This is a genomic window from Streptomyces sp. V3I7, from assembly GCF_030817495.1.
In the GTDB taxonomy this organism is placed as follows: Bacteria; Actinomycetota; Actinomycetes; order Streptomycetales; family Streptomycetaceae; genus Streptomyces.
The window spans coordinates 5956703-5982573 of the sequence record NZ_JAUSZK010000001.1; the positions used below are offsets into that span (position 1 = coordinate 5956703).

Consider the following 25871-nt stretch of genomic DNA (forward strand, 5'->3'; position numbering starts at 1 on the left):
CAACTCGCGACCGCCCGCAAAAGGGAGGGAAGGAGCGACCGTCATGTCGCAGAGCGCCACCAAGGCATCCGGCGGCCACACCGCGAGGATCGCCATCTCGTGGCTGATCGTCGGAGTACCGCTGGTGTACGGCGTCGTGCAGGCCGTCAACTCCAGCCTGCCGCTGTTCACCCGCTGAAACCGGCCCGCCCGTCCCCCGTCCCCTTCAGGCGCGGGGCGGGCCCGCTGCCATTTCCGGAAGTACGAGCAACAAGCAACCCCTGCGGAGCGGCTCATGAACCGAACGGAAATGAATCTGCCCGAACTCGTCCGGTGCGTCGTCGACGCCCACCGGCAGGAACCGGGACCCCTCCTGGTGGTTCTCCAGGACATCCAGGACCGGCTCGGTTACATCGATCCCGACGTCGTCCCGCTCGTGGCCGCGGAGTTGAACCTGTCCCGCGCCGACGTGCACGGCGTCGTCACCTTCTACCGGGACTTCCGCTCCAGGCCGCCGGGCAGGACGACCGTACGGGTGTGCCGCGCGGAGGCCTGCAGGTCGGTCGGCGCGGAGGACCTGCTCGCCGGTCTGGAGCAGACCCTCGGCGTCCGGGCCGGACAGACCACGCCCGACGGCTCGGTGACCCTTGACCAGGTGTTCTGCCTGGGCAACTGCGCGCTGGGACCCGCGGCCCAGGTCAACGGCCGGCTGTACGGGCGTCTCGACCGGGACCGGCTGGCCGGCATGGTGCAGCGGGAGGCGTCATGACCACGGTCTACGTGCCGCGGGACTCCGCGGCGACATCCGTCGGCGCCGACGAGGTCGCCGAGGCCCTGCTGCGCGAGGCGCCGGCCACCGGCCGGGAGATCGAGGTGGTGCGCAACGGATCGCGCGGCATGCTCTGGCTGGAGCCCCTGGTGGAGGTCGTCACCGAGCGCGGCAGGATCGGCTACGGGCCCGTGTCGCCCGACGACGTCGCCGGCCTCGTCGCCGCCGGCATGCTCGAGGGCGAGCCCGAACACGCCCTGTACCAGGGTCCGGTGGACGAACTGCCCTGGATGCGCGACCAGCAGCGGCTGTGCCTCGCCCGCGTCGGCCTCACCGACCCGCTGTCCCCCGAGGACTACCTCGCCCACGGCGGCCTCGCGGGCCTGCGCCGGGCCCTCGCACTCGACCCGTCCGACGTGGTCACCGAGGTCATGGACTCAGGACTGCGCGGCCGCGGCGGCGCCGGGTTCCCGGCCGGTATCAAGTGGCGCACCGTCGCCGGCACCGACGAGGACGTGAAGTACGTCTGCTGCAACGCCGACGAGGGCGACAGCGGCACCTTCGCCGACCGGATGGTCATGGAGGGCGACCCGTTCGTCCTCATCGAGGGCATGACCATCGCCGCGTACGCCGTCGGCGCCCACGAGGGCTACCTCTACCTCCGCTCCGAATACCCCGACGCCGCCCAGGTGTTGCACCAGGCGATCGGCATCGCACGCGAGCGCGGCTGGCTCGGCGAGGACGTCCTCGGCTCCGGCTTCCGCTTCGACCTCCATCTGCGGATCGGCGCCGGGGCGTACATCTGCGGCGAGGAGACCTCCATGCTGGAGAGCCTGGAGGGCAAGCGCGGCATGGTGCGCGCCAAGCCGCCGATCCCGGCCCTCACCGGTCTGTTCGGCAAACCGACCGTCGTCAACAACGTCCTGACCCTCGCCAGCGTGCCGGCCATCCTCACCGACGGCGGCAAGGCGTACGCCGACCTGGGCGTCGACCGCTCGCGCGGCACCCAGGTGTTCCAGCTCGCCGGGAACATCGCGCGCGGCGGCGTCTTCGAGACCGCGTTCGGCATCAGCCTGGCCGACCTGGTCCACGGCTACGGTGGCGGCACCCGCTCGGGCAGGCCCCTGCGCGCCGTCCAGGTCGGCGGCCCGCTGGGCCCGTACCTGCCGGCCTCCCAGCTCGAACTGCCCACCGACTACGAGGCGTTCGACGCGGCCGGGGCGATGCTGGGGCACGGCGGGATCGTCGTCTTCGACGACACCGTGGACATGGCCGGCATGGCGCGCTACGCGATGGCGTTCTGCGCCGAGGAGTCCTGCGGCAAGTGCACTCCCTGCCGGATCGGCTCCGTCCGCGGGGTCGAGGCGATCGACCGCATCACCGCCGGGGAGGACCCCGAGGCCAACCTCGGCCTGCTGAACGACCTGTGCGAGCTGATGACCGACGGCTCGCTGTGCGCGATGGGAGGACTGACGCCCAACCCGGTGCGGAGCGCGCTGCTGCACTTCCCGGAGGACTTCACCGCTCGACGCGAGGAGGCGGCACAATGACCCGGTTCAAGGAACCCGACCTCGGCACGCCCGGCCTGCCCGGTGCGGCTACCGTCACGGTGGAGATCGACGGGCAGCCGGTGGCGGTGCCGGAAGGCACCTCGGTGATGCGCGCCGCCGCCCTGTCCGGCACCGACATCCCGAAACTGTGCGCCACCGACAGCCTTGAGGCGTTCGGCTCCTGCCGGCTCTGCCTGGTGGAGATCGACGGCCGCAAGGGCACCCCGGCCTCCTGCACCACCCCGGTGACCGAGGGGATGAAGGTCCGCACCCAGACACCGCGCCTCCACAAGCTGCGCCAGGGCGTCATGGAGCTGTACATCTCCGACCACCCTCTGGACTGCCTGACCTGCCCCGCCAACGGCGACTGCGAACTCCAGGACATGGCGGGCGTCGTCGGACTGCGTCAGGTGCGCTACGGCTACGAGGGCGAGAACCACCTCGACCTGGAGACCGATCACAGCAACCCCTACTTCGACTTCGACGCGTCCAAGTGCATCGCCTGCTCCCGGTGCGTGCGCGCCTGCGGCGAGATCCAGGGCACCTTCGCGCTCACCATCGAGGGCCGCGGCTTCGAGTCCAAGGTCTCCGCCGGGGCGGGCGAGTCGTTCCTGGACTCCGAGTGCGTCTCCTGCGGTGCCTGCGTCCAGGCCTGCCCGACCTCCACCCTCCAGGAGAAGTCGGTGGTGCAGCTGGGCATGCCGACCCGCAGCGTCCAGACCACGTGCGCGTACTGCGGCGTGGGCTGCACCTTCAACGCCGAACTGCGCGGCGACGAACTGGTCCGCATGGTGCCCGCCAAGGACGGCGGCGCCAACGAGGGCCACTCGTGCGTCAAGGGGCGCTTCGCGTTCGGCTACGCCACCCACCCCGATCGCGTCCTCAAGCCCATGGTGCGGGAGAACATCACCGACCCGTGGCGCGAGGTCGAGTGGGACGAGGCGATCCGCACCGTCGCCACGCGCATGCGCGACATCCAGCAGCGGTACGGCGCGGGCTCGATCGGCGCCATCTCCTCCTCGCGCTGCACCAACGAGGAGGTCTTCGTCGTCCAGAAGATGGTGCGCGCGGCCTTCGGCAACAACAACGTCGACACCTGCGCCCGCGTCTGCCACTCACCCACGGGCTACGGGCTCAAGCAGACCTTCGGTGAGTCCGCCGGCACCCAGGACTTCCGCTCGGTCGCGGACGCCGACGTGATCGTGCTCATCGGCGCCAACCCCACCGACGGACACCCCGTGTTCGCCTCCCGGATGAAGCGCCGGCTGCGCGAGGGCGCCCAGCTGGTCGTCATCGACCCGCGCCGCATCGACCTCGTCCGCTCACCCCACGTCGAGGCCGCCCACCACCTCCAGCTGCGCCCGAGCACCAACGTGGCCGTCATCAACGCCATGGCCCACGTGGTGGTCACCGAGGGCATGGTCGACAAGGCCTTCGTCGCCTCCCGCTGCGAAGGGTTCGACGAATGGGCCGAGTTCGTCGCCCGCCCCGAGAACAGCCCCGAGGCCACCGAACCGGTCACGGGCGTCCCCGCGGGCCAACTCCGGGCCGCGGCACGGCTGTACGCGCAGGCACCCAACGGCGCCATCTACTACGGCCTCGGCGTCACCGAGCACAGCCAGGGCTCCACCATGGTCATGGGGATGGCCAACCTCGCGATGGCCTGCGGCAACCTCGGCCGCGAGGGCGTCGGCGTCAACCCGCTGCGCGGCCAGAACAACGTCCAGGGGTCGTGCGACATGGGCTCCTTCCCGCACGAGTTCAGCGGCTACCGCCATGTCACCGACGACGCCGTACGCACCGTCTTCGAGGAGCTGTGGGGCCGGGCCCTCCTCCCCGAACCCGGACTGCGCATCCCCAACATGTTCGACGCCGCGATCGACGGCACCTTCCGCGGGCTGTTCGTGCACGGCGAGGACATCGCCCAGTCCGACCCCAACCTCCGGCACGTCGCCGCCGCGCTCGGCGCGATGGAACTCGTCGTCGTGCAGGACCTGTTCCTCAACGAGACGGCCGAGTTCGCGCAGGTCTTCCTGCCCGGCGCCTCCTTCCTGGAGAAGGACGGCACCTTCACCAACGCCGAACGCCGGATCAACCGGGTGCGCATGCTGATGCCGCCGAAGTCGGGCAGGCACGAGTGGGAGATCGTCTGCGACATCGCCACCGCCATGGGCTACCCGATGGCGTACGACCACCCGAGCCAGATCATGGAAGAGATCGCCCGGACCACACCGACCTTCAGCGGCGTGACGTACGAACTGCTCGACAAGCTCGGCAGCGTCCAGTGGCCCTGCAACGAACAGGCACCCACCGGCACGCCGACCATGCACGTCGACGAATTCGTGCGCGGCAAGGGCAGGTTCATGGTCACCGCATACGTCCCCACCGACGAGCGGACCACCTCCCGCTTCCCGCTGATCCTGACCACGGGACGCATCCTCACCCAGTACAACGTCGGCGCGCAGACCCGCCGTACGGACAACGTGGCCTGGCACGCCGAGGACGTGCTCGAGCTGCACCCGCACGACGCCGAGGTCCGCGGCATCCACGACGGCGACCTCGTGACACTGGCCAGCCGCGTCGGGAGCACCAGCCTGCACGCCCGCGTCTCCGACCGCATGCCGCCGGGCGTCGTCTACACCACGTTCCACCATCCGGTGACCGGCGCCAACGTGGTGACCACCGAGAACTCGGACTGGGCGACCAACTGCCCGGAGTACAAGGTGACGGCTGTACAGGTCGCGCTCGCCCACCCGCTTCAGTCCCCTCAGGGCGACCGGCTCGCGGCGGTGGACTGACATGGCCGCCACGGGCGTCCCGGCCCAGTACCGGATGGCGAACGACATCGCGAACAACCTCGGTCATCTCCCCGCCGGCGAGATCGCCGAGGCGGTGGCGGGTCACATCCGCAGGTTCTGGGACCCGCGGATGCAGGCACAGCTGATCGAGCAGGTCGGACAGGCCGGCGCCGACGGCAACCCCGTCGTCGCGGCGGCCGCCGCGCTGCTGAGGAACTGAGCGAGCGAAGGCCCGCGCCGCCCCGCCCGGACAGGGGCGGGGCGGCGCGGGCCTGGTGGCGCGGCCGTCAGCGGGTGGCCTCCAACAGGTGATACATCAGCAGCAGTTGGGTGATGGCCAGCGGCTCGCTGCGCTCGCCGCCGTCGAGCCTGCCCAGGGTGTCCGGCGGACCGCCCGCCTCCACGCCCAGCTGGGACCAGATCGCCTTCTCCACCACCTGGCTCTCCTCGCGCGGCGCGTAGCCGTGGACGTGCAGCGCGTCGACCGGCCGGCCGTCCTCGTCCCGGGACAGTTTCAGGTGGATCGCCCGCCGGTCGCCCTTGGACAGCACCCCGTTCAGCTCCGGATGCGGCACGGTCGGCCGCAGCAGCAGCTCCGCCGACAGCGGTGTGCCGGGCGGATCGTCGCGGCCCGCGATGGGCGCGAACCGCACGACGAGATCGGCCGCCGCCCGCTGCGGCCGGATGAACTCCTCCGACTCCGGCTCCCGGCGGGCGAGTTCGCCCCGCACCTGGTCGGCGGTGTACCCACGCTTCCGCGTGTCCCGCCTGATCTTCCACTCCCGGCGGATCTCCTCCGGCGGGTTGAGATAGACGGTGACGTCGAAGCACGCCCGCATCAGCTTCGTGTGCAGCGGCAGCAGACCCTCGACGATCACGAAGTCACGGGGCTCGATGAGCTCCGGCCGGGTGAGCTGCCCGGTGTCATGGTCGTACACCGGCTTGAGGATCGGCTGCCCGATGGCGAGCAGCTGCAGATGCTGCTCCATGACCCCGACGTAGTTGCAGTCCGGGTGCAGCGCGGTGAACGGCAGCCCCTTGCGCTCCTGCCGGTCGTAGCGGTGGTAGTCGTCCACGCAGACCGAGGTGCTGCGCTCCGGCCCGAGCGCCTCCACCAGCCCCTTGGTGAGGGTGGTCTTGCCCGCCGCGCTGTCGCCCGCGATGGCGAGCATGACCGGCCGCCGTCCCGCCGCCCGCCCCGCGTCCGCCCGCTGCATCCGCATCATCTTGTACGGCATCTCGCTCCTCCCCGGCGCCTCGACGCCGTCATGCCTTGCCGGTGATGCCGGTCAGTGCGGCCTCCACGACCGCCGGCACCGTGAAACCGAGGGCGCGGTACACGACCGGCCCGGGCGCACTCGCGCCGAACCGGTCCAGCCCGATGACCTGATCGCCGGGCCGGGCCAGGGCCCGCCACCCGTGCGGCACCCCCGCCTCCACCCACACCGCCGGACAGTGCGGCAGCAGCCCCGGGTCGGCCGCCAGCGCCTCCTCGAACCGCTCGCGCCAGGGCACGGAGACGACCCGGACCGCGACACCGCGCGCGTCCAGCTCCTCGGCGGCGGCGCACGCCAGCGCCACCTCCGACCCGGTCGCGAGCAGGACCGTCTCCGGGGCGTCGGCGCTCTCGCGGACGACCTGGCAGCCGTACCGGGCCAGCGTGCTCGCGGACACCGGGGCGAGCACCGGCAGGTCCTGGCGGCTGAGCACCAGTGCCGTCGGCCCGTCACTCCGCTCCAGTGCCAGCTGCCAGCAGGCGGCCGTCTCGTTGGCGTCGCCCGGGCGCAGCACCGCCAGCCCGGGGACGAGCCGCAGCGACTCCAGCTGCTCCACCGGCTGATGCGTCGGCCCGTCCTCGCCGACCGCGATCGAGTCATGGGTGAAGACGAACACCACCGGCAGCTTCATCAGCGCCGCCAGCCGCAGCGTGGGCCGCAGGTAGTCGGAGAACACCAGGAAGGTACTGCCGTACGGCCTGAACTCCCCGTGCAGGGCCATCCCGTTGAGCACCGCGCCCATGGCATGCTCACGGATCCCGAAGTGCAGGGTGCGCCCGTCGTACGCCCCCGGCCCGACGTCCCCCACGCCCGGGATCGTCGTGTTGGTCGAGGCCGCCAGATCCGCCGAACCCCCGACCAGCGCCGGGTAGGCCGGGCCGACCGCGGCCAGCACGGCACCGGACGCCTTGCGGGTGGCCATGGATGTTCCGGGCTCGAACTCCGGGAGCAGCGATTCGAGTTCGGGCGGAGAGGCCGAGGGGCTCCACTGCGCGGCGAGGTCGGGGCGGTCCTCGGCCCAGCGCGCCCGGTCGAACTCCCAGGAGACGCGGTCCGTACGTCCCTTGTCGGCCAGCCGGCGGCAGTACTCCGCGACGGCGGCGGGGACGTGGAACACCTCGTCCGGCCGGCCGAATCGTCGCCGCGTGGCCGCCAGTTGTGCCTCACCGAGCGGCGCCCCGTGCGCCGCGCTCGTTCCGGCCACGGTGGGTGCGCCGTACCCGATCGTCGTCCGTACGGCGACGAGGCTCGGCCGGGTCTCGTCGGCGACCGCGGCGGCCAGGGCTGCCGTCACCGCGTCGGCGTCGTTGCCGTCGGCCACCCGCAGTGTCTGCCAGCCGTAGGCGGCGAAGCGCGCCAGCACGTCGTCCCGGCAGGACCCGGTGGCCGCTCCGTCGATGGTGATGTCGTTGTCGTCGTAGAGGACGATGAGCCGGCCGAGCTCCAAGTGCCCGGCGAGGGAGGCCGCTTCGTGGCTGATGCCCTCCATCAGGTCGCCGTCGCCCGCGAGCACCCATGTGCGGTGCCCGACGACCGTGTGCTCGGCGGTGTTGCACCGGGTGGCCAGCATCCGCTCCGCGAGCGCCATGCCCACCGCGTTGCCCAGTCCCTGGCCCAGCGGGCCGGTGGTGGTCTCCACACCGGGGGTGTGACCGTACTCGGGATGTCCCGGCGTCGCCGAGCCCCACTGGCGGAACCGGCGCAGCTCGTCGAGCGGGAGGTCGTAGCCGAACAGATGCAGCAGCGCGTACAGCAGCATCGAGCCGTGGCCGGCGGACAGTACGAACCGGTCGCGGTCCGGCCAGGCTGGGTCGCTCGGGTCGTGGCGCAGGAAGCGCGACCACAGCACCCACGCCGGGACCGCGGCGCCCATCGGCAGCCCGGGGTGCCCGCTGCCCGCCGCCTCCACGGCGTCGGCGGCGAGCAGCCGGATCGTCGCCGCCGCCTGGGCGTCGAGGTCGTCGGGGGCGGGCGCGAGATCGGCTGGCGCCGGGCCGGGTGGGGCGGTGTGTGACTCGTCCGTGGGCGTGGGTCCGGGCGGGGTGGTGTGCGGCCTGTCCGTGGGCACTGGGCCGGGCGGGGCGGCCGGCCGGCTGTTCGTGGGTGTGAGGCGGGGCGGGGCGGTGTGTGACTGGTCTGAGGGCGTGGGTCCGGGTGGGGCGGTCGGCCGGCTGTCCGTGGACGCCGGGCTGGGCGGGGCGGCGTGGGACCTGGGCGGGACGGTGTGCGGCCTGTCCGTGGACGCGCTCATGCTGCCTCCTTGGTGTCCTTGTCGTGGGAAGCCGGGCCCGGTGCCGCCTGCGCGGCCAGCGCGCGCAGGGCCGTCACCTCCTCGGCGAGATGGGCCCGTTCGCGGAACAGCGCGCTGCCCGCGCAGAACGTCGTGGCACCGGCCCGCGCGGCGCCGGCGATGGTGCCCCGGCCGATGCCGCCGTCGACCTCCAGCTCGATGTCCCGCCCGGACCGGGCGATGAGGTCACGGGCGGCGGAGATCTTCGCCTCCATGGAGGCGAGGTAACGCTGGCCGCCCCAGCCCGGGTTGACCGTCATGACGAGCAACAGGTCGATGCCGTCGAGGACATGCTCTACCGCGCTCAGCGGGGTGGCAGGATTGAGCGCCACTCCGGCCCGCGCCCCCAACTCCCTTACGGCGTCGAGGGTGCGGTGCAGATGGCGCGTCGCCTCGGCGTGGACGATGATGATCTCGCAGCCCGCGTCCACCCAGTGCCGCAGCATCCGGTCCGGCTCCTCGACCATCAGATGGGCCTCGAACCCGAGGTCCACCAGCGGGCGCACCGACGCGATGACGTCCGGTCCCATGGTCATGTTGGGCACGAACACCCCGTCCATGACGTCCCACTGGATGCGGTCCACCCCGGCCCGCTCCAGCAGCCGGCACTCGTCCCCCAGCCGTGAGAAGTCGGCCGGGAGGACGGATGGGACGATGCGCGGGGGCGATGCGGTCGAGTTCATCAGGGCCTCCTGTCCTGGGGGTTGCGGACGACGGTAGGCACGCGCGGACGCGCGCGGTTCCCCCCGGTGGGGGATGACGCTGGGGATTCCCGTGATCACAGGCCGCGGTTAGGGTGACCGCATGGAAGACCGACCGCTGCGGGTCGTGCTCGTCGACGACCACGAGATGGTGCTCGAGGGACTGAAGACGCTGCTGGCGCGGTTCGCGCGCCGCGTACGCGTGGTGGGCCAGGCCGCGGACGCTGCCGACGGCGCGCGTGTCGTCGCGGCGTTCGACCCCGACATCGTCGTCTCCGACGTACGCCTGCGCGGCCCCGCCAGCGGCCTCGACCTGTGCCGGCGGCTCGTCGAGACAGAACCCGAGCGGAAGGTCGTCCTGCTGAGCGCGTACGACGACGAGCAGTATCTCTACCAGGCGCTGCGGGCCGGAGCGGTCGGCTATCTGCTCAAGTGGATGGGCGGCGAGGAGCTGGTACGGCACATCGAGCGGGCGGCGTCGGGTGAGGTCGTCGTGGACCCGACCATGGCCGGCCGGGCCGCCGTGTCCGCGGCGCGGCTCCAGGCCGGGGAGTTCTGGCCCGGCGCAGCGCTCGGCCTCACCCAGCGGGAGAGCGAGGTCCTCTCGCTGCTCGTCGCCGGGCTGTCCAACCGTGCCATCGCCGGCCGGCTCGTCCTCGGCGGGGAGACGGTCAAGAGCCATGTGGCCTCGCTCTACCGCAAGTTGGAGGTCAACGACCGGGCGGGCGCGGTGGCGGCCGCGCTGAGGGAGGGGATCTTCCGGTGAGGGTGGGGAGCGGCAGCGAGGGTGCTGGTGGAGGTGGCATGGCTGACGAGGGCGACGGGGCCGGTGAGGCCGACGCGGCGACCGGCGGGCACGATCACGGCCTCGGTCTCGCCGACCCCGAGCGCGAGAACGCGCTGCTGGTCGGCATCATCGAGGCGATCTCCGCCGGCCCGGACCTCGGACCGCTCGCCGCCAACGTCGCCGGGCTCATCTCGGAGGCCACCGCCACCGACGTGTGCTTCGTGCACGTCCTCGACGACACCGGTGAGTCCCTCACGCTCACGGGCGCGACCCCGCCCTTCGACCGCGAAGTCGGCCGTGTCCGGCTGCCGATCGGCGAGGGCGTGAGCGGCTGGGTGGCCAGCCACCAGGAGCCCGTGGTCATCACGGACCACAAGGAGGACGACCCCAGGTACCGCTACTTCCCCCAACTCCGCGGCCAGGACTACACGTCCATGCTCTCGGTGCCCATGGCGAGCCGCCCCGGCGGGTTCGTCGGCATCCTCAACGTCCATACGCGCGACCGCCGCGAGTTCACCGACCGGGACGTCCGCCTGCTCACCTCGATCGGCAGCCTCGTCGCCGGAGCGATGCACCAGGCCCGGCTGCACCGCAGGCTGGCCGCCCGCGAGCGCGCGCTGGAGCGGTTCGCCGAGCAGATCATCGACGCGCAGGAGGGGGAGCGGCGCCGGCTGGCGTCCGACATACACGACGGCATCGCCCAGCGGCTGTTCAGCCTCCGCTTCCATCTCGACGCGGCGGCCGACGCCCTCGCCGACGCGCCCGACTTCACCGCCGAGCAGCTCGTCCACGCCCGCCGCCTCACCGGCCTCACCCTGGACGAGGCCCGCGCGGCGGTCAACGACCTGCGCCCGCCCGTCCTGGACGACCTCGGTCTCGCCGACGCCCTGACCAGTCTGGCCCGTTCGGTCCCGACCGTCGACGTGACCGTGGACGTCGAGGAGTGCCGCCTGCCCGAGCACGTGGAGATCGCCCTCTACCGCATCGCGCAGGAGGCCCTCCAGAACGTCGTCAAACACGCCGAGGCCACCCAGGTCCGCCTCGAACTGCACGGCGACGCCGATGAGATGTCGCTGCGCGTCTTCGACGACGGCCGTGGCTTCGACCTCGCCGCCCCCGCTGCTTCTCCCGCGCCCGCGTCCGAGCAGCCGAACGGCAGCGGATACGGCATGGGCAGCATGGCCGAACGCGCCGAACTCGTCGGCGGCCGCCTTCAGGTGTGGTCCCACCCCGACCACGGCACGACGGTCATCGCCAAGGTGCCGACTGCCGCAACAGGGCCGCGGCATCAGGATCGTTGAAGCCGTCGAAGACCGCCAGGGCACCGGTGAAGTCCTGCCCGCGGGTGTAGTCGTTCGTCACGACGACACAGGGCAGCCCCGCGTCCAGCGCCGCGGTGAGGCCGTTGGCCGAGTCCTCGACGGCGAGGGCCTGTTCGGGTCCTACGCCGAGGCGTGCCAGCACCTCGCGGTAGACCGCCGGGTCCGGTTTGAGCGTCCGTACGTCGGTGCCGGTGACCACCTCCGCGAACGTGTCCGCCCCGAACAGCCGCTCCAGCAGCGGCTCGACCCACGCCAGGGTGCCGGTCGTGGCGACGGCGAGGGTGACGCCCGCCTTCTGGAGATCGGCGATCAGCTCGGGTACGCCGGGACGCGCCGGGACGCGACCCTGCGCGACCAACTCCCGGAACCGGGCCGTCTTGTCCGCGTGCAGCGCCGCCGCGAGCACCGACGCCTCCTCTGGTTCGTACTCCTGCTCCTCCAGGAACACGGCGATGCGCCTGCGTCCGCCGGTGACGTCCAGCAGACGGCCGTACGCCTCGACGCTCCACCGGTACGGCAGCCCCGCCGCTGCGAACGCCGCGTCGAAGGCGACCCGGTGGCCGTCCCGCTCGCTGTCGACGAGCGTGCCGTCGACGTCGAAGACGACCACGGTCCGGCCGGCGTCGTCAGGCCGGCGCATGCGCGTCTTCCAGGGCGTCGGTGTAAGTCCCCTGGAGCGCGGCCGTGTTGCACGCCACCCGGTGCGCGAGGGCCCGCTGCCCGGCGCTCACCCGCCCGGGCTCGCCGTGCCAGGCGGCCAGCGCCGGGTCGACGAGGCCCCGGCCGAAGGAGAAGGTGAGCGGCCACGGCGTCTCCAGCCGTTGCATCGCGGCGAGGTGGGCGGTGGCCCGCGCGGCGCTCTGCCCGCCCGACAGGAACGCGATCCCCGCGACGCGCTCGTCCACGGCGGCACGCAGCACCGTGACCGTGGCCCGGGCGACCTCGTCCGGCGTGACGACTTCGAAGGAGTCCCGCCCCGGCACCACCATGTTCGGCTTGAGCACGATGCCCTCCAGGTCCACCCCCGCCGCCTCCAGCTCGGCGAACACCGCGCGCAGCACCTCGGACGTGACCGCCGCGCACCGGGCGGTGCCGTGCGCGCCCTCCATCAGGACCTCGGGCTCCACGATCGGCACGATCCCGGCCTCCTGGCACAGCGCCGCGTACCGGGCGAGCGCGTGGGCGTCCGCCCGCACCTTCCACGGGGACGGCTGCCCGGCCCCGGTGCCGGTCCCCGCCCCGATGCCGACGACCGCCCGCCACTTGGCGAAACGGGCGCCCAGAGCGGCGTACTCGGCGAGCCGTTCCCGCAGACCGTCCAGCCCCTCGGTCACCGTCTCGCCCGGGGCGCCCGCCAGGTGCCTGGCGCCGGTGTCCACCTTGATGCCGGGCAGCAGCCCGAGCTGTGCCATGGCCTCGGGGAACGTGCGTCCGTCGGCCAGGGACTGGCGGAAGGTCTCGTCGCACAGGATCACCCCGCTGATGCCGCTGGCGAGCCGGGGCGTGGTGACGAGCAGTTCGCGGTAGGCCCGGCGGTTCTCCTCGGTCGGCGCGACGCCGGTCTTCTCCAGCCGGGCGGACATCGTGGCGATGCTCTCGTCGGCGGCGAGGATTCCCTTTCCGGGAGCCACCATCTGGGCGGCGGTGCGGGCGAGTTCGGTCATCGCGGTCACGCTCCTTCCTGAGCGGCGGGTCGGGAAGAGGGGGCGGGGTCGTGCAGGTGGTAGTCGACGACGCCGTACGCGCCGAGCCGGGCGAGGCTGTGCTCGCTGCGGAGGAAGCGGACGGTGCCGCTGCGGGCCCGCATGACCAGCGACTCGGTCGAGGCCCGGCCGGGGCCGTAGCGCACGCCGCGCAGCAGCTCGCCGTCGGTGACGCCCGTCGCGACGAAGAAGGCGTCGTCGCCGGTGACGAGATCGTCGGTCGTGAGGACGCGGTCGAGGTCGTGCCCGGCGTCCAGGGCCCGGCGCCGCTCCGCCTCGTCACGCGGCGCCAGCCTGCCCTGGAGCACCCCGCCGAGACACTTGACGGCACAGGCGGTGATGATCCCCTCCGGCGTGCCGCCGACACCGAGGAGCAGGTCGACGCCCGTATCGTCGCGGGCCGCCATCACCGCACCCGCCACGTCGCCGTCGGAGATGAACTTGATCCGCGCCCCCGCCCGGCGCACCTGCTCGGCCAGGCCGGTGTGGCGCGGCCGGTCGAGGATGCAGACGGTGATGTCCTCGGGGGCGCAGCCCTTGGCCCTCGCGACCGCGCGCACGTTGTCGGCGACGGGCGCCTCGATGTCGACGGCACCGGCGGCCACCGGCCCGGTCACGAGCTTGTCCATGTAATACACGGCGGACGGGTCGAACATCGACCCGCGCGGGCTCACCGCGAGCACCGACAGCGCGTTGCCCATGCCCTTCGCCGTCAGGGTCGTCCCGTCGATCGGGTCCACGGCCACGTCGCAGCCGGCCCCGGTGCCGTCGCCGACGCGCTCACCGTTGTAGAGCATCGGCGCCGCGTCCTTCTCGCCCTCGCCGATGACCACGACGCCGCGGACGGGCACGGTGCCGATCATCGCGCGCATGGCGTCGACGGCGGCCTGGTCGGCGCCGTTCTTGTCGCCGCGCCCCACCCACCGCCCGGCCGCCATCGCCGCGGCCTCGGTGACGCGCACCAGGTCGAGGGCGAGGTTGCGGTCGGGGCGGGGGCGGACCGCCCTGGTGCTGCGTGTACCGACGTCGGCCGGTGTCGTCGTCATGTCACTCTCCCTCCTGGGCAGAACGACCGCCCCGCACGCGGTCGGGGTGGTGCGGAGGGTGTACGGGGCGGCGTTCCGGAAGCGACGTTAGGCGTGCGGGGTGGCCGGCTTCGCCCCCCGCCGGGTGGAAAGCGCGGGGGAGACGGGGGAGTTGGGGGAGCGGGTCGGGCTGGTGGAGCGAGGGGCACGCCAGCCGCCCGCAGCGCCATCGCCGTCGTCACCGCCCCCGTCGTAAAGAAGGTGGTCGAGGAGCAGGGTGGTGGTCGCGGACGTCCGGGTGTGGGTCACGGCATGCCAGGGCCTGCGCAGGGGCGTGTCCGGGACCGCGACCTCGACCAACTCGCCGGCGGCCAGGTGCGGGGCGACCGCGTCACGGGAGACGAGGGTCGCGCCGAGCCCGGTCACGGCTCCGGCGACCACGGCCCCGTTGGAGCCCAACGTCAGCCGGGGCGGGTCGAGTTGGCGACCGGCAAGCAGGGCCTCGCAGGTGACACGGGTGCCCGAGCCGGCCTCGCGCAGCAGCCAGGTGGTGCGGCCCGGATCGAAGTCCTCGGCGAGCCCGGGGGCGACGACGGCCACCAGTTCGTTGGCCCGAACGGCCCGCGTGACGACGTCGTCGAGCCCGTGGGGCGGCCGTCCGGCGACGACGAGATCGGCCTGATGGGCGGCCAGCAGCCCCCACACCCGCTCGCTCGTGCCGACTTCGAGCCGCAGATCCACCGCGGGGTACCGGGTCAGGAACCCCGCGATCACGGCGGGCATGACGTGCTCCCCGGCGGTCGTCACCGCGGCGACCCGCACCCGCCCGCGCTCCGGATCGACGTCGCCCCGCGCGGCGGTGAGCGCCTCGTCGTGCAGCCCGAGGATGGTGCGGGCGTATCCGGCGTACGTCTGCCCGGACGGCGTCAGGCACACGCCTCGGCCCACCCGCTCCACCAGTGGTACGCCGACCTCCCGGGTGAGCGCGGCGACGGCCGCCGACACGGCCGACTCCGTCACGACGAGACGCTGCGCCGCCACCTTCACCGACCCGGTCTCGGCTAGAGCGACGAAGGCGCGCAGCCGGGCAGTGGTCGTCATGCGCCCCTCCTCAGGCCTGCTTCCAGGGGCTTGGAGGATAAGGCCTGAGGCGAGAGGACGACCCACGAGGGAACCGACGCGGGCCGTGGCCTCCCTGCCGGTCTCACATCCGCGTGTACCGTTCCATGTCCTCGTGGAACTCGCTGATCATCTGGTCCGTGAGGGTGGGCCGGATCTCGCTGATCGCGGTGAGGTAGTCCTCGGTGGCGGCGGGTTCCCCGCGCCGGTGCGCCACCTCGCGTTCGAAGGCGGCCTGTGAACCCTTGCGGGCGGCGTACTCGATGTCGGCGGGTGTGAACAGCTCGGAGGCCTCGACGAGTCGGGCGAGATCGACCGAGTCGGCGGCCCGGCCGAGGTAGCGCTGCCAGATCGCGGCGCGTGCGGTGGCGTCCGGCGGGCCGATGGGGAGCAGGTAGTCGAACCGGCCCGGCCGCAGGAACGCCGGGTCGAGCGAGCGTACGGAATTGGTCGCGCAGACCATCAGGTGCTCGTCGTGCGCGCGGAAGCCGGGGATCAGCTTGAGCAGCTCGTTGGTCACCATGTGCCCGGGGTCCGCGGCCACCCCGGACCGCTCGCTGGCGATCTCCTCGACCTCGTCGATGAACAGCACCACCGACTCCAGGGCGCCGATGTCGGCGAACGCCTCCCGGAGAGCCGCGGCGAGCCCGGCCGGTCCGCCGGCGGCGGCGAGCCGGGAGGGGAAGAGCTCGACGAACGGCCAGCCCAGCCGGGACGCGACCGCCTTGGCGAAGCTGGTCTTGCCGGTGCCGGGCGGCCCGAAGAGGATCACCGCCTTGGGCGGGACGACGCCGTACTGCTCGACCAGCTCGGTCTCCTTCAGCGGCAGCACGATCCGCCGCTCGACGATCTCCTTCTCCCGCTCCATCCCGGCCACCGAGCCCCACAGCCCGCCCGGCAGCACCCGTCCGCCGAGGGCGTCGAGAAGCCCCGCGTCGGCGGCGGGGAGGTGGTCCAGCGTCTCGAAGTAGACCAGCCCGTCCCGGGGCCGGTACCCGTAGTTGCGCAGTGCGGCCGTGCCGGTGGCCTCGGCCGGGAGCAGCGCGCTGATACGCCGTACCCCCGACGCGCGCAGCCGCCGCTCCAGCTCGGCGAGGAGATCACTGCCGATCCCGCGCTGCCGCCACCCGGCGGCCAGCGCCAGCACCAGCACCCAGGCCCGCTCACCGTCGGCCCGCGCCACCGCCATCCCCACGAGCTCGTCCCCGACGGCCGCCACCACCGCGGGCTCCCCCGTACGGACGGCGGCGATCACCTCGGAGAGCGGAAACACGGGCACGGCCCGGCCGTCCATCCCGTTCTGGTCCCAGAGCTGAATGGCCTGATCCAGGTCATCGTCATGGAAGTCCCTCATCCGCCACGCGGGCATCCCTACGCCACCTCCTCGCTGCCGCTCCCACCAGGGTGTGGGGGAGCGGGACGGGGCGCACGCCGGAAGCACGCTGCGCGGTGATCTTGGGACCGTTACGGAACAGTCGACAGCGGGGGACGGGAGTGATGCGGCCCCGGGTCAGCGGGAGACGAAATTGATACGGCCGGGGCCGGGGGCGCCGCGTGGCTGGTGGGGCCGTTTGTACGGGCGTCCCTGCGGGGCCATGGCCTGCCGCCACACCGGCCCGGGACCCAGGATCACCACAGAAACGATCAGCCAATTGCCCCGGATGGCGGGGGCCGGTGAGCGCTCCGCCACCGCCCCCCGACCCCAGGTCACCGGGTGTTTTTCATGTCACGCGCGCGCCCCGCTTTCTTTACTCGGCCTTTCCCCGAGCGAGGGGGCCGTGGCCGCATGCTGGACCACCGCCATCGCACCGGGCACCGGGCATCGATGGCGGCCGAATCCCCCCCATGTCACGAAGGAACCGAAGCCCTGTGCCCGCATCCGTCTTCCTCACTGGTCGCAAGACCTGGCTGGAGCCCCTCGCTCCCCACCACGCCGAGGCCCTGGCCCAGGCCGGCGCCGAGGACCGTACGACCTACGCCTTCACCCCCGTCCCGCACGGCCTCGACGCCGCCCAGCGCTACATCGACCGTGCTCTCGCCGAGCAGGCCGAGGGCCGGATCCTGCCCTTCGCGGTGATCAGCGCCGAGGACGGGCGGGTCGTGGGTTCCACCCGCTTCCTGGAGCTCGACTACTGGCAGGGCCCGCTGATCTGGCCGCCCGCCCCGGGCGTCCCGTACGGCGACCCGGCCACCGCCGTGCCCGACGCCGCCGAGATCGGCAACACCTGGCTCGCGCCGCGCGCTCAGGGCACCGGCATCAACACCGACGCCAAGCTGCTGATGCTGCGCCACGCCTTCGAGACCTGGGGCGTACGACGCGTCTCCTTCCGCGCCGACGCCCGCAATCTGCGCTCGCGCGCCGCGATCGAGCGGCTCGGGGCCACCTGCGAGGGCATCCGCCGGGCCCACTCGCGCGGACTGGACGGCGTCGTCCGCAGCACCGCGTTCTACTCGATCCTCGACGACGAGTGGCCCACCGTCCGCGACATCATCGAGCTCCGCATGGCCGGCACGGTCTCGCCCGCCGTCCTCGACCGGGCGGCGCCGGACCGCGCCTGCGCCTGACCGATCCGTACGGGCGGCGTCGCGTCACGCCGCCTCCTGCCCGGTCTCGCGTCCCTGATTCGGGACCGAGTCCAGTGACGGGACGGATGCCGTCGAGGGTCCGGTCCGCCCGGCCCCGGGCACGCCGCCGGCGGGCGCCCGCCGGCGGCCCGCGACCGGATCAACTCCCGTTCAGATGAGGGGAGTTTGCCGACTCGCGGTCGGAGTGCGCGGTCGTACGGGCGGAAGCCGCGGTCGGGCGCTCGGCGGGGAGGAGCTGCTCCGCCCAGATGACCTTGCCCTCGCGGCCGTGCCGGGTGCCCCAGTGCTCGGCGAGCTGGGCGACCAGCAGCAGGCCGCGGCCGCCCTCGTCGAAGGTGCGGGCGCGTCGAAGGTGCGGGGCGGTGCTGCTCGCGTCGGACACCTCGCAGGTCAGCGTGTCCTGGAGGATCAGGCGCAGCTGGATGGGGCTCTTGCCGTAGCGGATCGCGTTCGTCACCAGCTCGCTGACGATGAGTTCGGTGGTGAAGGACAGCTCCTCGAGCCCCCAGGCGGCCAGCCGGTCCGTCACGAAGTCGCGGGCCCCGGCGACGGCGGCGGGGTCGGCCGGGAGGTCCAGCGTGGCGACGTGGTCGGGGTCGAGCGCCCGGGTCCGCGCCACCAGGAGGGCGACGTCGTCGGCGGTGCGCGTGGGCAGGAGCGCGTCCAGCAGCCGGTCGCAGATCTCGTCCGGTGACCGCGGCGCCCGGGCGAGGACGTCGCCGAGCACCGCGCGCGCGGCGTCCACGTCACGGGTGCGGCTCTTGATGAGTCCGTCGGTGTACAGGGTGAGCATGCTGCCCTGCGGCAGCTCGAACTGGGCGGTCTCGAAAGGCAGTCCGCCCAGGCCGAGCGGCGGGCCGATCGGCAGGTCCGGGAAGTCGACCGCGTACGAGTCCGGGGCGCCGTAGCCGTAGCCGTCGCCTTCGTCGGCGGGCATGGGAGTCGCCACCGCCGGCAGGAGGTGTCCGGCGCTGGCCAGGGAGACGACGCGGGAGACGGGATCGTAGACCGCGTACAGGCAGGTCGCGCTGATCTCGCCCACGCCCTCGTCCGGCTCCTCCTCGCGCTGGAGGCGGATGACCACGTCGTCCAGGTGCGTGAGCAGTTCGTCGGGCATCAGGTCGATGTCCGCGAAGGCGCGCACGGCCGTGCGCAGGCGGCCCATCGTGGTCGAGGCGTGCAGGCCGCGGCCGACGACGTCCCCCACGACCAGGGCGACGCGCGCCCCGGACAGCGGGATCACGTCGTACCAGTCACCGCCCACGCCCGCCCGCGAACCGCCGGGCAGATAGCGGGAGGCCGCCTCGATGGCGCCGTGCGAGGGGGCGCGCTGCGGAAGCAGGCTGCGCTGGAGGGTGAGCGCGACGGAGTGCTCGTGGGTGTAACGGCGGGCGTTGTCGATGTGCACCGCGGCGCGGGCCGAGATGTCCCGGGCCAGAAGGAGGTCGTCGTCGTTGAACGGCTCGCCGGTGCGGTGGCGGAGGAACTGGGCGAGGCCGAGGATGTTGCCGCGGGCCTGGAGCGGTACCAGCAGCACCGAGTGGAAGCCGAGTCCGCCGGGGGCGGGTCCGGGCGGCAGCCACGTCGGGAGGACGTCGGTGGCCGTGATCCGGTGCAGCAGGGCCTGCCCCGTGGCCAGCGCGCGAGCGGGTTCCGACCCGGCGGGGTAGGTGTGCGTACGCCCCGTGGCGGAGGCGTCCGGGAAACCGTCCGGTACCGGCCGCTGGGCGATGCGGCGCAGCACGGGTGTCTCCTGCGGCGGATAGGTGTCCTCCTCGCGGAGAACGGAGTCGAGGAGGTCGACGGTGACGAGGTCGGCGAAGCCGTCGCTGCCGGCGTCGGCCAGCTCCTGCGCGGTGCGCGCCGTGTCGAGCGTGGTCCCGATCCGCCGGCTCGCCTCGTTGGTCACCAGGAGCCGCCGCTGCACCAGCCGATCGCGCTCGCCCTCGTACGCGGCGACGACGTCCTCCGCGCCACGGTCGACGTACTCGAAGGCCCGTGCGATCAGGGAGCTGGTGACGGCGTGGAGCAGCTCCCAGTCGTCGGTGAGACGGGCGGCCTCCGTCTGGAGCTCCTGGAGCAGGCCGACGTGGGCGAGCCGGTAGGCACGCAGGAGCCTGCTGATCGGCACGCCGCTCCGGGCGAACCCGCGGGCGACCTCCAGGGCGTCGGCGGGTGCCTCGAAGTCGGCCGCGTCGAGGTCGTACTCGAGGGCGTCCAGGAAGGCGCTGATGTGCCCGGCGGTGTCCTCCAACGCCAGAGCGGCGATGTCGTCGCACTCCCACAGCTCGGGAAGCTCGTCGCGCATGCGCCGCAGCACCACGTCGACCGATTCGCTCGCCCGCGGCCTGAACTCCTGAGCCAGACGACGGAGGAACGCACCGGCATCGTTCCCCATGAAAAAAATGTACGGAAGGACCTGGACCGGCGCCTCTCGGGACCGGACGGGCGCCTCTCGGGACCGGGCCGAGCGCCGTCGTGTGGGCCGGTGCCGGCTCGGTCTCCCTCTCGCTGGCCGTGCGGTGAGCCAGGCGGCTCGGCCACCGCAGGGCGGGGTCGATGTCCCGGATGCCGGAGCCCGGCGGACCGGAGTCAGAGGCGCCCTGTCGGTCACTGCGGGCTGGCGCCGCTCACCCCACTGACGCCGCCCACCCGCGAGATCACCAAGCGGTGGGGCGTCGCGATGGCGACCGCGACCAAGGTGCTCACCGAGCTGCGCCGTGAGGGCGTGGTCCGCGCGGTCCCGGGTATCGGGACGATCGTCGAGTCGCGCGCGGCGGCAGGGGGTCGTGCGGTGCGCGGCAGCCGCTCCCCATCGGGACAGGCTGCTCTCACGCTCGAACGGATCGTCGACGCCGCCGTCACGGTCGCCGACACCGAGGGGCTGGCCGCGGTCTCGATGCGCCGGGTGGCGGCCGAACTGGGGGTGGCGACCATGTCGCTCTACCGGCACGTGACCGACAAGGACGACCTGCTGACGCGGATGATGGACACGGTCATGGCGGTCCGCCTTCACCGCGCACCTCATGCTGCTCAACTACGCCCGCGGGATCGCCGTCAATCTGGAGACGGAACGGGAGGCCGAGGCGCACAGCGGGCTCGACAGCGTGGATGGACACCCAGGAGCCGGCATTCCTGGCGCTCCTGGCCACCGGCCGGTTCCCGGAACTCTCCCGCCTCGCGAGGGCCGGTTACGACCTCGACCTCGACGCCCTCTTCGAGTTCGGCCTCCAACGACTCCTCGATGGCCTGGCCCCACTTCTGGACGAGGGCTCCGTCGGCCGAGCGTGAAGAGGAGTGAGCTGACGGGCAGTGTCGCCCTGAGCAAAAGCGATTGCATCGAGGGGAGCGCTCACGTTGGCTGGGCGACGTGACTGAGCTGCGGACCGGTCGCCTCATCCTCCGTCGGTGGCGTGACTCCGACCTTGAACCGTGGGCGGCGATGAACGCCGATCCCGAGGTTCGGGAGCACTTGGGCGACGTACTCACCCGTGAACAGAGCGATGCCTCTGTGGCACGGTTCCAGGCCGAGTTCGACCGGCGAGGCTACGGATGGTGGGCGGTCGAACTTCAGGCCACGGGCGAGTTCGTCGGCTTCGCGGGCCTTGATCAGGTGGATGACGGCACGCCGTTCACCGGAGTGGAGATCGGCTGGAGGCTCACCCGCTCGGCCTGGGGTCAGGGCTACGCCACCGAGGCCGCGCGGACCGTTCTGGCCCACGGCTTCGACAGGCTTGGGCTTCCCGAGATCCTCGCCGTGACAACGGCCGCCAACCTCCGTTCTCAGGCAGTGATGCGCAGGATCGGCATGACCCGGGACCCGGCGGGCGACTTCGACGACCCCGCCGTGCCCGAAGGACCGCTGCATCCGAACGTACTGTTCCGCATCACGCGTGGTGCGGGTTGATCCGAACGCGAAGGACCGGCCCTGGCTGCTACCGAACCTCGCTGCTACCGAACCTAGCTGCTGGTGAAATCCGCGGCGGTGGCGGCTTCTTGGGTGGCGGCCCAGGAGGCGAGGAGGCGCAGGCCCTCTTCGGAGGGTGAGCCGGGCTCGGCGGTGTAGATGGTGAGGGTGAGGCCGGGTTCGGCGGCCATGTCCAGGCCCTCGTAGGCGAGGGTGAGTTCGCCGACGGCCGGGTGCTGGAAGCGTTTGGTTCCGGTGCCGTGGTGGCGGACGTTGTGCGCGCCCCAGCGGGTGCGGAACTCGTCGCTGCGGGTGGACAGTTCGCCGACGAGGTCGTGCAGGTCCTTGTCGTGGGGGTCGCGGCCGGCCTCGGTGCGCAGAATGGCGACGGCGATGTCGGCGGCGAGGTCCCAGTCGGGGTAGAAGCGGCGCGAGGCGGGGTCGAGGAAGTTGAAGCGGGCGAGGTTCGCCTGATTGTGCCCAGTGGCGTAGACGTCGCTGTAGAAGGCGCGGGCGAGCTGATTGGCGGCGAGGAGGTCCATGCGGCCGTTGCGGACGAAGGCGGGCCCGGCGGTGATGGCGTCCAGCGTCCATTGCAGGCTGCGGTGCGGCGTCCACTGCCGGGTGGTGCGGCGCCGGGGGCGGGTGAGGGCGTCGGAGCCGTCGGCGGCCTGGGCCAGGTTCAGCAGGTGGGCCCGTTCGGCGTCGTCCAACTGGAGGGCGCGGGCCACGGCTTCCAGCACAGCCGGCGACACCCCGGCGAGGTTGCCGCGTTCGAGTTTGGCGTAGTACTCCACGCTCATGTCGGCGAGGGCCGCGACCTCGCTGCGGCGCAGGCCGGGGACGCGCCGTCGGCTGCCGGAGGGCAGGCCCGCCTGTTCCGGGGTGATCTTCGCGCGCCGCGAGGTGAGGAACTCGCGGACCTCTGCTTGGTTGTCCACGCCTTCGACGGTACGTCCCGCACGCGACCGGAGGGATGTACTGCCGGTACACCCTTTGATGGTGACTCGCTGCGCGCGCGAAGAACCGGTTACCTGGAAGACGTGGTGCTGCCACCGGCCCTGAACGCGGTGGCCGGTGAGCAGCCCACGCCCGGCTCGGGTGGCCCGCCGCCCACGGCCCGGCTCGCACCCGCACCCGGCGCCACCGGCTCCTCCGGCCGGCGCACGCCTCACTCGTTAAGGAATTCCACATGCGCGGCGCAGTGATTCACGCCCCCGGCGACGTCCGCTTCGAGACCCTGGACGACCCGAAGATCCTCCACCCGACCGACGCGATCATTCGCACGGCCGTGACCTGCGTGTGCGGCTCCGACCTGTGGCCCTACCGCGGGCTGGAGCCGATCGGCGACCCGCACCCGATGGGCCACGAGTACGTCGGCTTCGTCGAGGAGGTCGGAGCCGAGGTCACCTCGGTCAAGCCCGGCCAGTTCGTGATCGGCTCGTTCGCCACCTCGGACAACACCTGCGCGAACTGCCGTAACGGCTTCCAGTCCAACTGCCTGCACCGTGAGTTCATGAGCACCTGCCAGGCCGACTACGTCCGCATCCCCAACGCCCAGGGCACCCTGGTCGCCACCGGCCAGGTGCCGGGCGAGGAGTTCTGGCCGGGCCTGCTGGCCGTCTCCGACGTCATGGGCACGGGCTGGTGGGCCGCCGACGCCGCCGAGGTGCGGCCCGGCTCCACCGTCGTGGTGGTCGGCGACGGCGCCGTCGGCCTGTGCGGTGTGATCGCCGCCAAGGAGATGGGCGCGGAGCGGATCATCGCCATGAGCCGCCATGAATCCCGGCAGAGGCTCGCCCTGGAGTTCGGCGCGACGGACATCGTCACCGAGCGCGGTGAGGAGGGTGTGGCCCGGATCAAGGACCTCACCGGCGGCGTCGGCGCCGACAGTGTGCTGGAGTGCGTCGGCACCGCCCAGGCCATGCAGCAGTCGCTGCGCTCCGCACGTCCGGGCGGCAACGTCGGCTTCGTCGGCGTCCCCCACGAGGTCGCCGTCGACGGGCAGGAGCTGTTCTTCTCCCAGGTCGGCCTGCGCGGCGGCCCCGCCCCCGTGCGCCGCTACCTGCCCGACCTCATCGACCGCGTCCTGACCGGCCGGATCGACCCGGGCAAGGTCTTCGACCTCACCCTGCCCCTGGACCAGGTCGCCGAGGGCTACCGGTCGATGGACGAGCGCCGCGCGATCAAGGCCCTCCTCAAGCCCTGACGCCCCGGGCCTGAGGCGGGGCGCGTATTGGCCCTGGCCCTGGCCCTGGCCCTCGGCCTCGGTCCTGTCGGCCGCGCAAGCCGAACACCGCCGGTGCCCCGAGCCCCGCCCTCAAGCCAGGCGACCTCGCCTGCCACGTGCCCCGAGCCCACCGCCCCTAGGGCCTGTCGTTTGGATCATCCCGGCGTCGCGGGGCCTGGCACGCACATCTGCCGCGTTGTCGTCGGTTGCCAACTCCCCCACGCTCGGCTCCGCTCGCGCGGGGGGACCCCCATCGCGTCGACGCCCTCCTCCGCCTTGCAGCTGCACGCACCAGACCCCGATCGGGTCGGTCGAGAAGTACCGCACCTCACAGCCGACCTGATCCAAACGACAGACCCTAAGTCCGGCGACCTCGCCTGCCACACGCCCCGCGGCAACCTCGCCCTCTTCCACCGCGATGGCCCCGGCCACGCCGCAGCCGACGCCGACCTGCTCGTCCTCGGCCACCTCGACGCCGCCCCCGGCCCGCTGACCCGGGGCCGCCCACATCACCCCCGAGCCCGCCCCCGCCTCCTGACCGCCTCCCCTTCTCGTACGGAAAGGCCCTCGCATGTCTTCCGCAGCCGGAACCGCCCCCGGCCGACTGCCCTTCGTCGTCTGGGTGCTCGCCGCCGGTACGTTCCTGATGGGAACCACCGAGTTCGTCATCGCCGGACTGCTGCCCGAGATGGCCTCTGACCTCCACGTCAGCGTCTCCCACGCCGGCCTGCTGATCACCGCCTTCGCCGTCGGCATGATCATCGGCGGACCGACCATGGCCATGGCCACTCTGCGTCTGCCGCAGCGCCGCACCCTGGTCCTGGCCCTCGCCGTGTTCGCGCTCGGCCACGTCGTCGCCGCGCTCAGCACGTCCTTCACCGTCGTGCTCGCCGCGCGTGTCGTCACCGCCCTGGCCACCGGCGCGTTCTGGGCGGTCGGATTCGTGATCGCCACCGCAGCCGCGGGCCCCGGCCAGTCCACCCGCGCCGTCAGCGTCATGATGGGCGGCCTGACCCTGGCCAACGTCGTCGGCGTGCCGATCGGCTCCTACGTCGGCCAGTTCACCGGCTGGCGCGGCCCCTTCTGGGCGCTGGCCGTCCTCGCCGCGCTGGCCGCCGTGTTCGTCGGCCGCGTCGTCCCCCGGACCGAGCGGCGCGCCGCGGTGTCGGTGCGGGCCGAGGTGCAAGCCCTGCGGCAGGGCAGGCTGTGGCTGGCGCTCACCGCCGCAGTGCTGATCATGGGCGGCGTCCTGGCGACGTACACCTACATCACGCCGCTGCTGACCGACCGCGCGGGCATCGCCGAGAGCGCCGTCCCCCTGGTCCTGATCGCCTTCGGCATCGGCGCGCTCGGCGGCAACACCATCGGAGGCCGTCTCGGTGATCGTCGCCCCATGGTGACGACGATCGCCGCCGCCGCGGCCACCGCCGTCACCCTGCTCCTCCTGATCCCGCTGTCCAGCAGCCCGGTGGCAGCCGTCGTCCTGGTCTTCCTCATGGCCCTGACCGGATTCACTGTCAACCCGGTGGTCACCTCCCTCGCCGTCCGCTTCGCGGGCGACGCCCCCACCCTGACCTCGGCCCTGACGACCTCGGCCTACAACACCGGCATCGCCGCGGGCTCCGCCATCGCCGGCCACGCCCTGGACTCCTCCCTCGGCCTGACCGGCCCGGCCCTGGTCGGCGCCGTCTCCACCGCCCTCACCCTGCTCCCGCTCATCGCCCTCGCGGTCAGCGGCGCGGCCCGCCGGACGCGGATCGTCACCCGGCAGACCGACGCCGGCGCACGACGGACGGTCGACACACCGGTGACGACGACCCGCTGAACC

The 25871-nt window shown here is 72.7% G+C and carries 22 protein-coding genes; 12 read left to right on the forward strand and 10 right to left on the reverse strand.

Features of this window, described 5'->3' with window-relative positions; all coding sequences use genetic code 11:
* The first annotated feature begins 43 nt into the window (after window positions 1-43).
* From QFZ74_RS27565 to QFZ74_RS27585, 5 genes are all read left to right on the forward strand, one after another.
* Complete coding sequence (locus QFZ74_RS27565) at window positions 44-178, forward strand: hypothetical protein (protein ID WP_307623535.1); 135 nt, start codon at window positions 44-46, stop codon at window positions 176-178.
* A gap of 96 nt (window positions 179-274) precedes the next feature.
* The gene (locus tag QFZ74_RS27570) at window positions 275-748 is read left to right on the forward strand and encodes an NAD(P)H-dependent oxidoreductase subunit E (RefSeq protein WP_307623536.1); all 474 of its coding nucleotides are present in this window, start codon (window positions 275-277) and stop codon (window positions 746-748) included.
* Window positions 745-2298 (forward strand): NADH-quinone oxidoreductase subunit NuoF, encoded by a 1554-nt coding sequence (locus tag QFZ74_RS27575; protein WP_307623537.1) that lies wholly within the window; start codon window positions 745-747, stop codon window positions 2296-2298. The genes QFZ74_RS27570 and QFZ74_RS27575 overlap by 4 nt, the downstream gene beginning before the upstream one ends.
* The gene (fdhF, locus tag QFZ74_RS27580; protein ID WP_307623538.1) at window positions 2295-5096 is read left to right on the forward strand and encodes a formate dehydrogenase subunit alpha; all 2802 of its coding nucleotides are present in this window, start codon (window positions 2295-2297) and stop codon (window positions 5094-5096) included. Before QFZ74_RS27575 ends, fdhF begins: the two co-directional genes overlap by 4 nt.
* Window position 5097: 1 nt before the next feature.
* Window positions 5098-5316, forward strand: coding sequence for a formate dehydrogenase subunit delta (locus tag QFZ74_RS27585; RefSeq protein WP_307623539.1), 219 nt, complete (start codon window positions 5098-5100; stop codon window positions 5314-5316).
* A 67-nt stretch (window positions 5317-5383) separates the two neighbouring features.
* Here the strand turns inward: QFZ74_RS27585 and QFZ74_RS27590 are convergent, their stop codons facing one another.
* The 3 genes from QFZ74_RS27590 to rpe are packed head-to-tail and all read right to left on the reverse strand — an operon-like array spanning window position 5384 to window position 9346.
* Complete coding sequence (locus tag QFZ74_RS27590) at window positions 5384-6334, reverse strand: phosphoribulokinase (RefSeq protein ID WP_307623540.1); 951 nt, start codon at window positions 6332-6334, stop codon at window positions 5384-5386.
* A 28-nt stretch (window positions 6335-6362) separates the two neighbouring features.
* Complete coding sequence (gene tkt / locus QFZ74_RS27595) at window positions 6363-8624, reverse strand: transketolase (protein WP_307623541.1); 2262 nt, start codon at window positions 8622-8624, stop codon at window positions 6363-6365.
* Entirely contained in the window at window positions 8621-9346 is a 726-nt protein-coding gene (gene rpe / locus QFZ74_RS27600; protein ID WP_307623542.1) for a ribulose-phosphate 3-epimerase, read from the reverse strand. The genes tkt and rpe overlap by 4 nt, the downstream gene beginning before the upstream one ends.
* Before the next feature lie 121 nt (window positions 9347-9467).
* Here rpe and QFZ74_RS27605 point away from each other — a divergent pair, with 121 nt between their 5' ends.
* Window positions 9468-10130, forward strand: a complete 663-nt coding sequence (locus QFZ74_RS27605; protein WP_307623543.1) for a response regulator transcription factor — start codon at window positions 9468-9470, stop codon at window positions 10128-10130.
* A gap of 38 nt (window positions 10131-10168) precedes the next feature.
* Window positions 10169-11452 carry a GAF domain-containing sensor histidine kinase gene (locus tag QFZ74_RS27610; protein ID WP_307623544.1) on the forward strand — a complete coding sequence of 428 codons (1284 nt, stop codon included), beginning with the start codon at window positions 10169-10171 and terminating at the stop codon, window positions 11450-11452.
* On the opposite strand, the gene QFZ74_RS27615 is transcribed toward QFZ74_RS27610, so the two are convergent.
* From QFZ74_RS27615 to QFZ74_RS27635, 5 genes are all read right to left on the reverse strand, one after another.
* Window positions 11400-12113, reverse strand: coding sequence for an HAD-IA family hydrolase (locus QFZ74_RS27615; RefSeq protein ID WP_307623545.1), 714 nt, complete (start codon window positions 12111-12113; stop codon window positions 11400-11402). The genes QFZ74_RS27610 and QFZ74_RS27615 overlap by 53 nt on opposite strands.
* On the reverse strand, window positions 12100-13137 hold the full coding sequence (locus tag QFZ74_RS27620) for a class I fructose-bisphosphate aldolase (RefSeq protein WP_307623546.1): 1038 nt from the start codon (window positions 13135-13137) through the stop codon (window positions 12100-12102). Before QFZ74_RS27620 ends, QFZ74_RS27615 begins: the two co-directional genes overlap by 14 nt.
* A 5-nt stretch (window positions 13138-13142) precedes the next feature.
* Window positions 13143-14222, reverse strand: a complete 1080-nt coding sequence (gene glpX, locus QFZ74_RS27625; protein ID WP_307623547.1) for a class II fructose-bisphosphatase — start codon at window positions 14220-14222, stop codon at window positions 13143-13145.
* 87 nt (window positions 14223-14309) lie between these two features.
* Window positions 14310-15302, reverse strand: a complete 993-nt coding sequence (locus QFZ74_RS27630) for a LysR family transcriptional regulator (protein ID WP_307623548.1) — start codon at window positions 15300-15302, stop codon at window positions 14310-14312.
* 103 nt (window positions 15303-15405) lie between these two features.
* On the reverse strand, window positions 15406-16674 hold the full coding sequence (locus QFZ74_RS27635) for an ATP-binding protein (RefSeq protein ID WP_307623549.1): 1269 nt from the start codon (window positions 16672-16674) through the stop codon (window positions 15406-15408).
* A gap of 515 nt (window positions 16675-17189) precedes the next feature.
* On the opposite strand from QFZ74_RS27635, the gene QFZ74_RS27640 reads away from it, so the two are divergent.
* Window positions 17190-17885 (forward strand): GNAT family N-acetyltransferase, encoded by a 696-nt coding sequence (locus QFZ74_RS27640; protein WP_307623550.1) that lies wholly within the window; start codon window positions 17190-17192, stop codon window positions 17883-17885.
* A 160-nt stretch (window positions 17886-18045) separates the two neighbouring features.
* Here the strand turns inward: QFZ74_RS27640 and QFZ74_RS27645 are convergent, their stop codons facing one another.
* Window positions 18046-20304, reverse strand: coding sequence for a SpoIIE family protein phosphatase (locus QFZ74_RS27645; RefSeq protein ID WP_307623551.1), 2259 nt, complete (start codon window positions 20302-20304; stop codon window positions 18046-18048).
* A 713-nt stretch (window positions 20305-21017) separates the two neighbouring features.
* Here QFZ74_RS27645 and QFZ74_RS27650 point away from each other — a divergent pair.
* Both QFZ74_RS27650 and QFZ74_RS27655 read left to right on the forward strand, forming a co-directional pair.
* Complete coding sequence (locus tag QFZ74_RS27650) at window positions 21018-21197, forward strand: TetR/AcrR family transcriptional regulator C-terminal domain-containing protein (RefSeq protein ID WP_307623552.1); 180 nt, start codon at window positions 21018-21020, stop codon at window positions 21195-21197.
* A gap of 79 nt (window positions 21198-21276) precedes the next feature.
* Window positions 21277-21813, forward strand: a complete 537-nt coding sequence (locus QFZ74_RS27655; RefSeq protein ID WP_307623553.1) for a GNAT family N-acetyltransferase — start codon at window positions 21277-21279, stop codon at window positions 21811-21813.
* 53 nt (window positions 21814-21866) lie between these two features.
* Here QFZ74_RS27655 and QFZ74_RS27660 read toward each other — a convergent pair whose 3' ends face one another.
* Complete coding sequence (locus tag QFZ74_RS27660) at window positions 21867-22754, reverse strand: helix-turn-helix transcriptional regulator (protein WP_307623554.1); 888 nt, start codon at window positions 22752-22754, stop codon at window positions 21867-21869.
* A 251-nt stretch (window positions 22755-23005) separates the two neighbouring features.
* Between QFZ74_RS27660 and QFZ74_RS27665 the strand changes: the two genes are divergently transcribed.
* Window positions 23006-24022 carry a zinc-dependent alcohol dehydrogenase family protein gene (locus QFZ74_RS27665; protein WP_307623555.1) on the forward strand — a complete coding sequence of 339 codons (1017 nt, stop codon included), beginning with the start codon at window positions 23006-23008 and terminating at the stop codon, window positions 24020-24022.
* A 592-nt stretch (window positions 24023-24614) separates the two neighbouring features.
* Window positions 24615-25868, forward strand: coding sequence for an MFS transporter (locus tag QFZ74_RS27670; protein WP_307623556.1), 1254 nt, complete (start codon window positions 24615-24617; stop codon window positions 25866-25868).
* The last annotated feature ends 3 nt before the right edge of the window (window positions 25869-25871 follow it).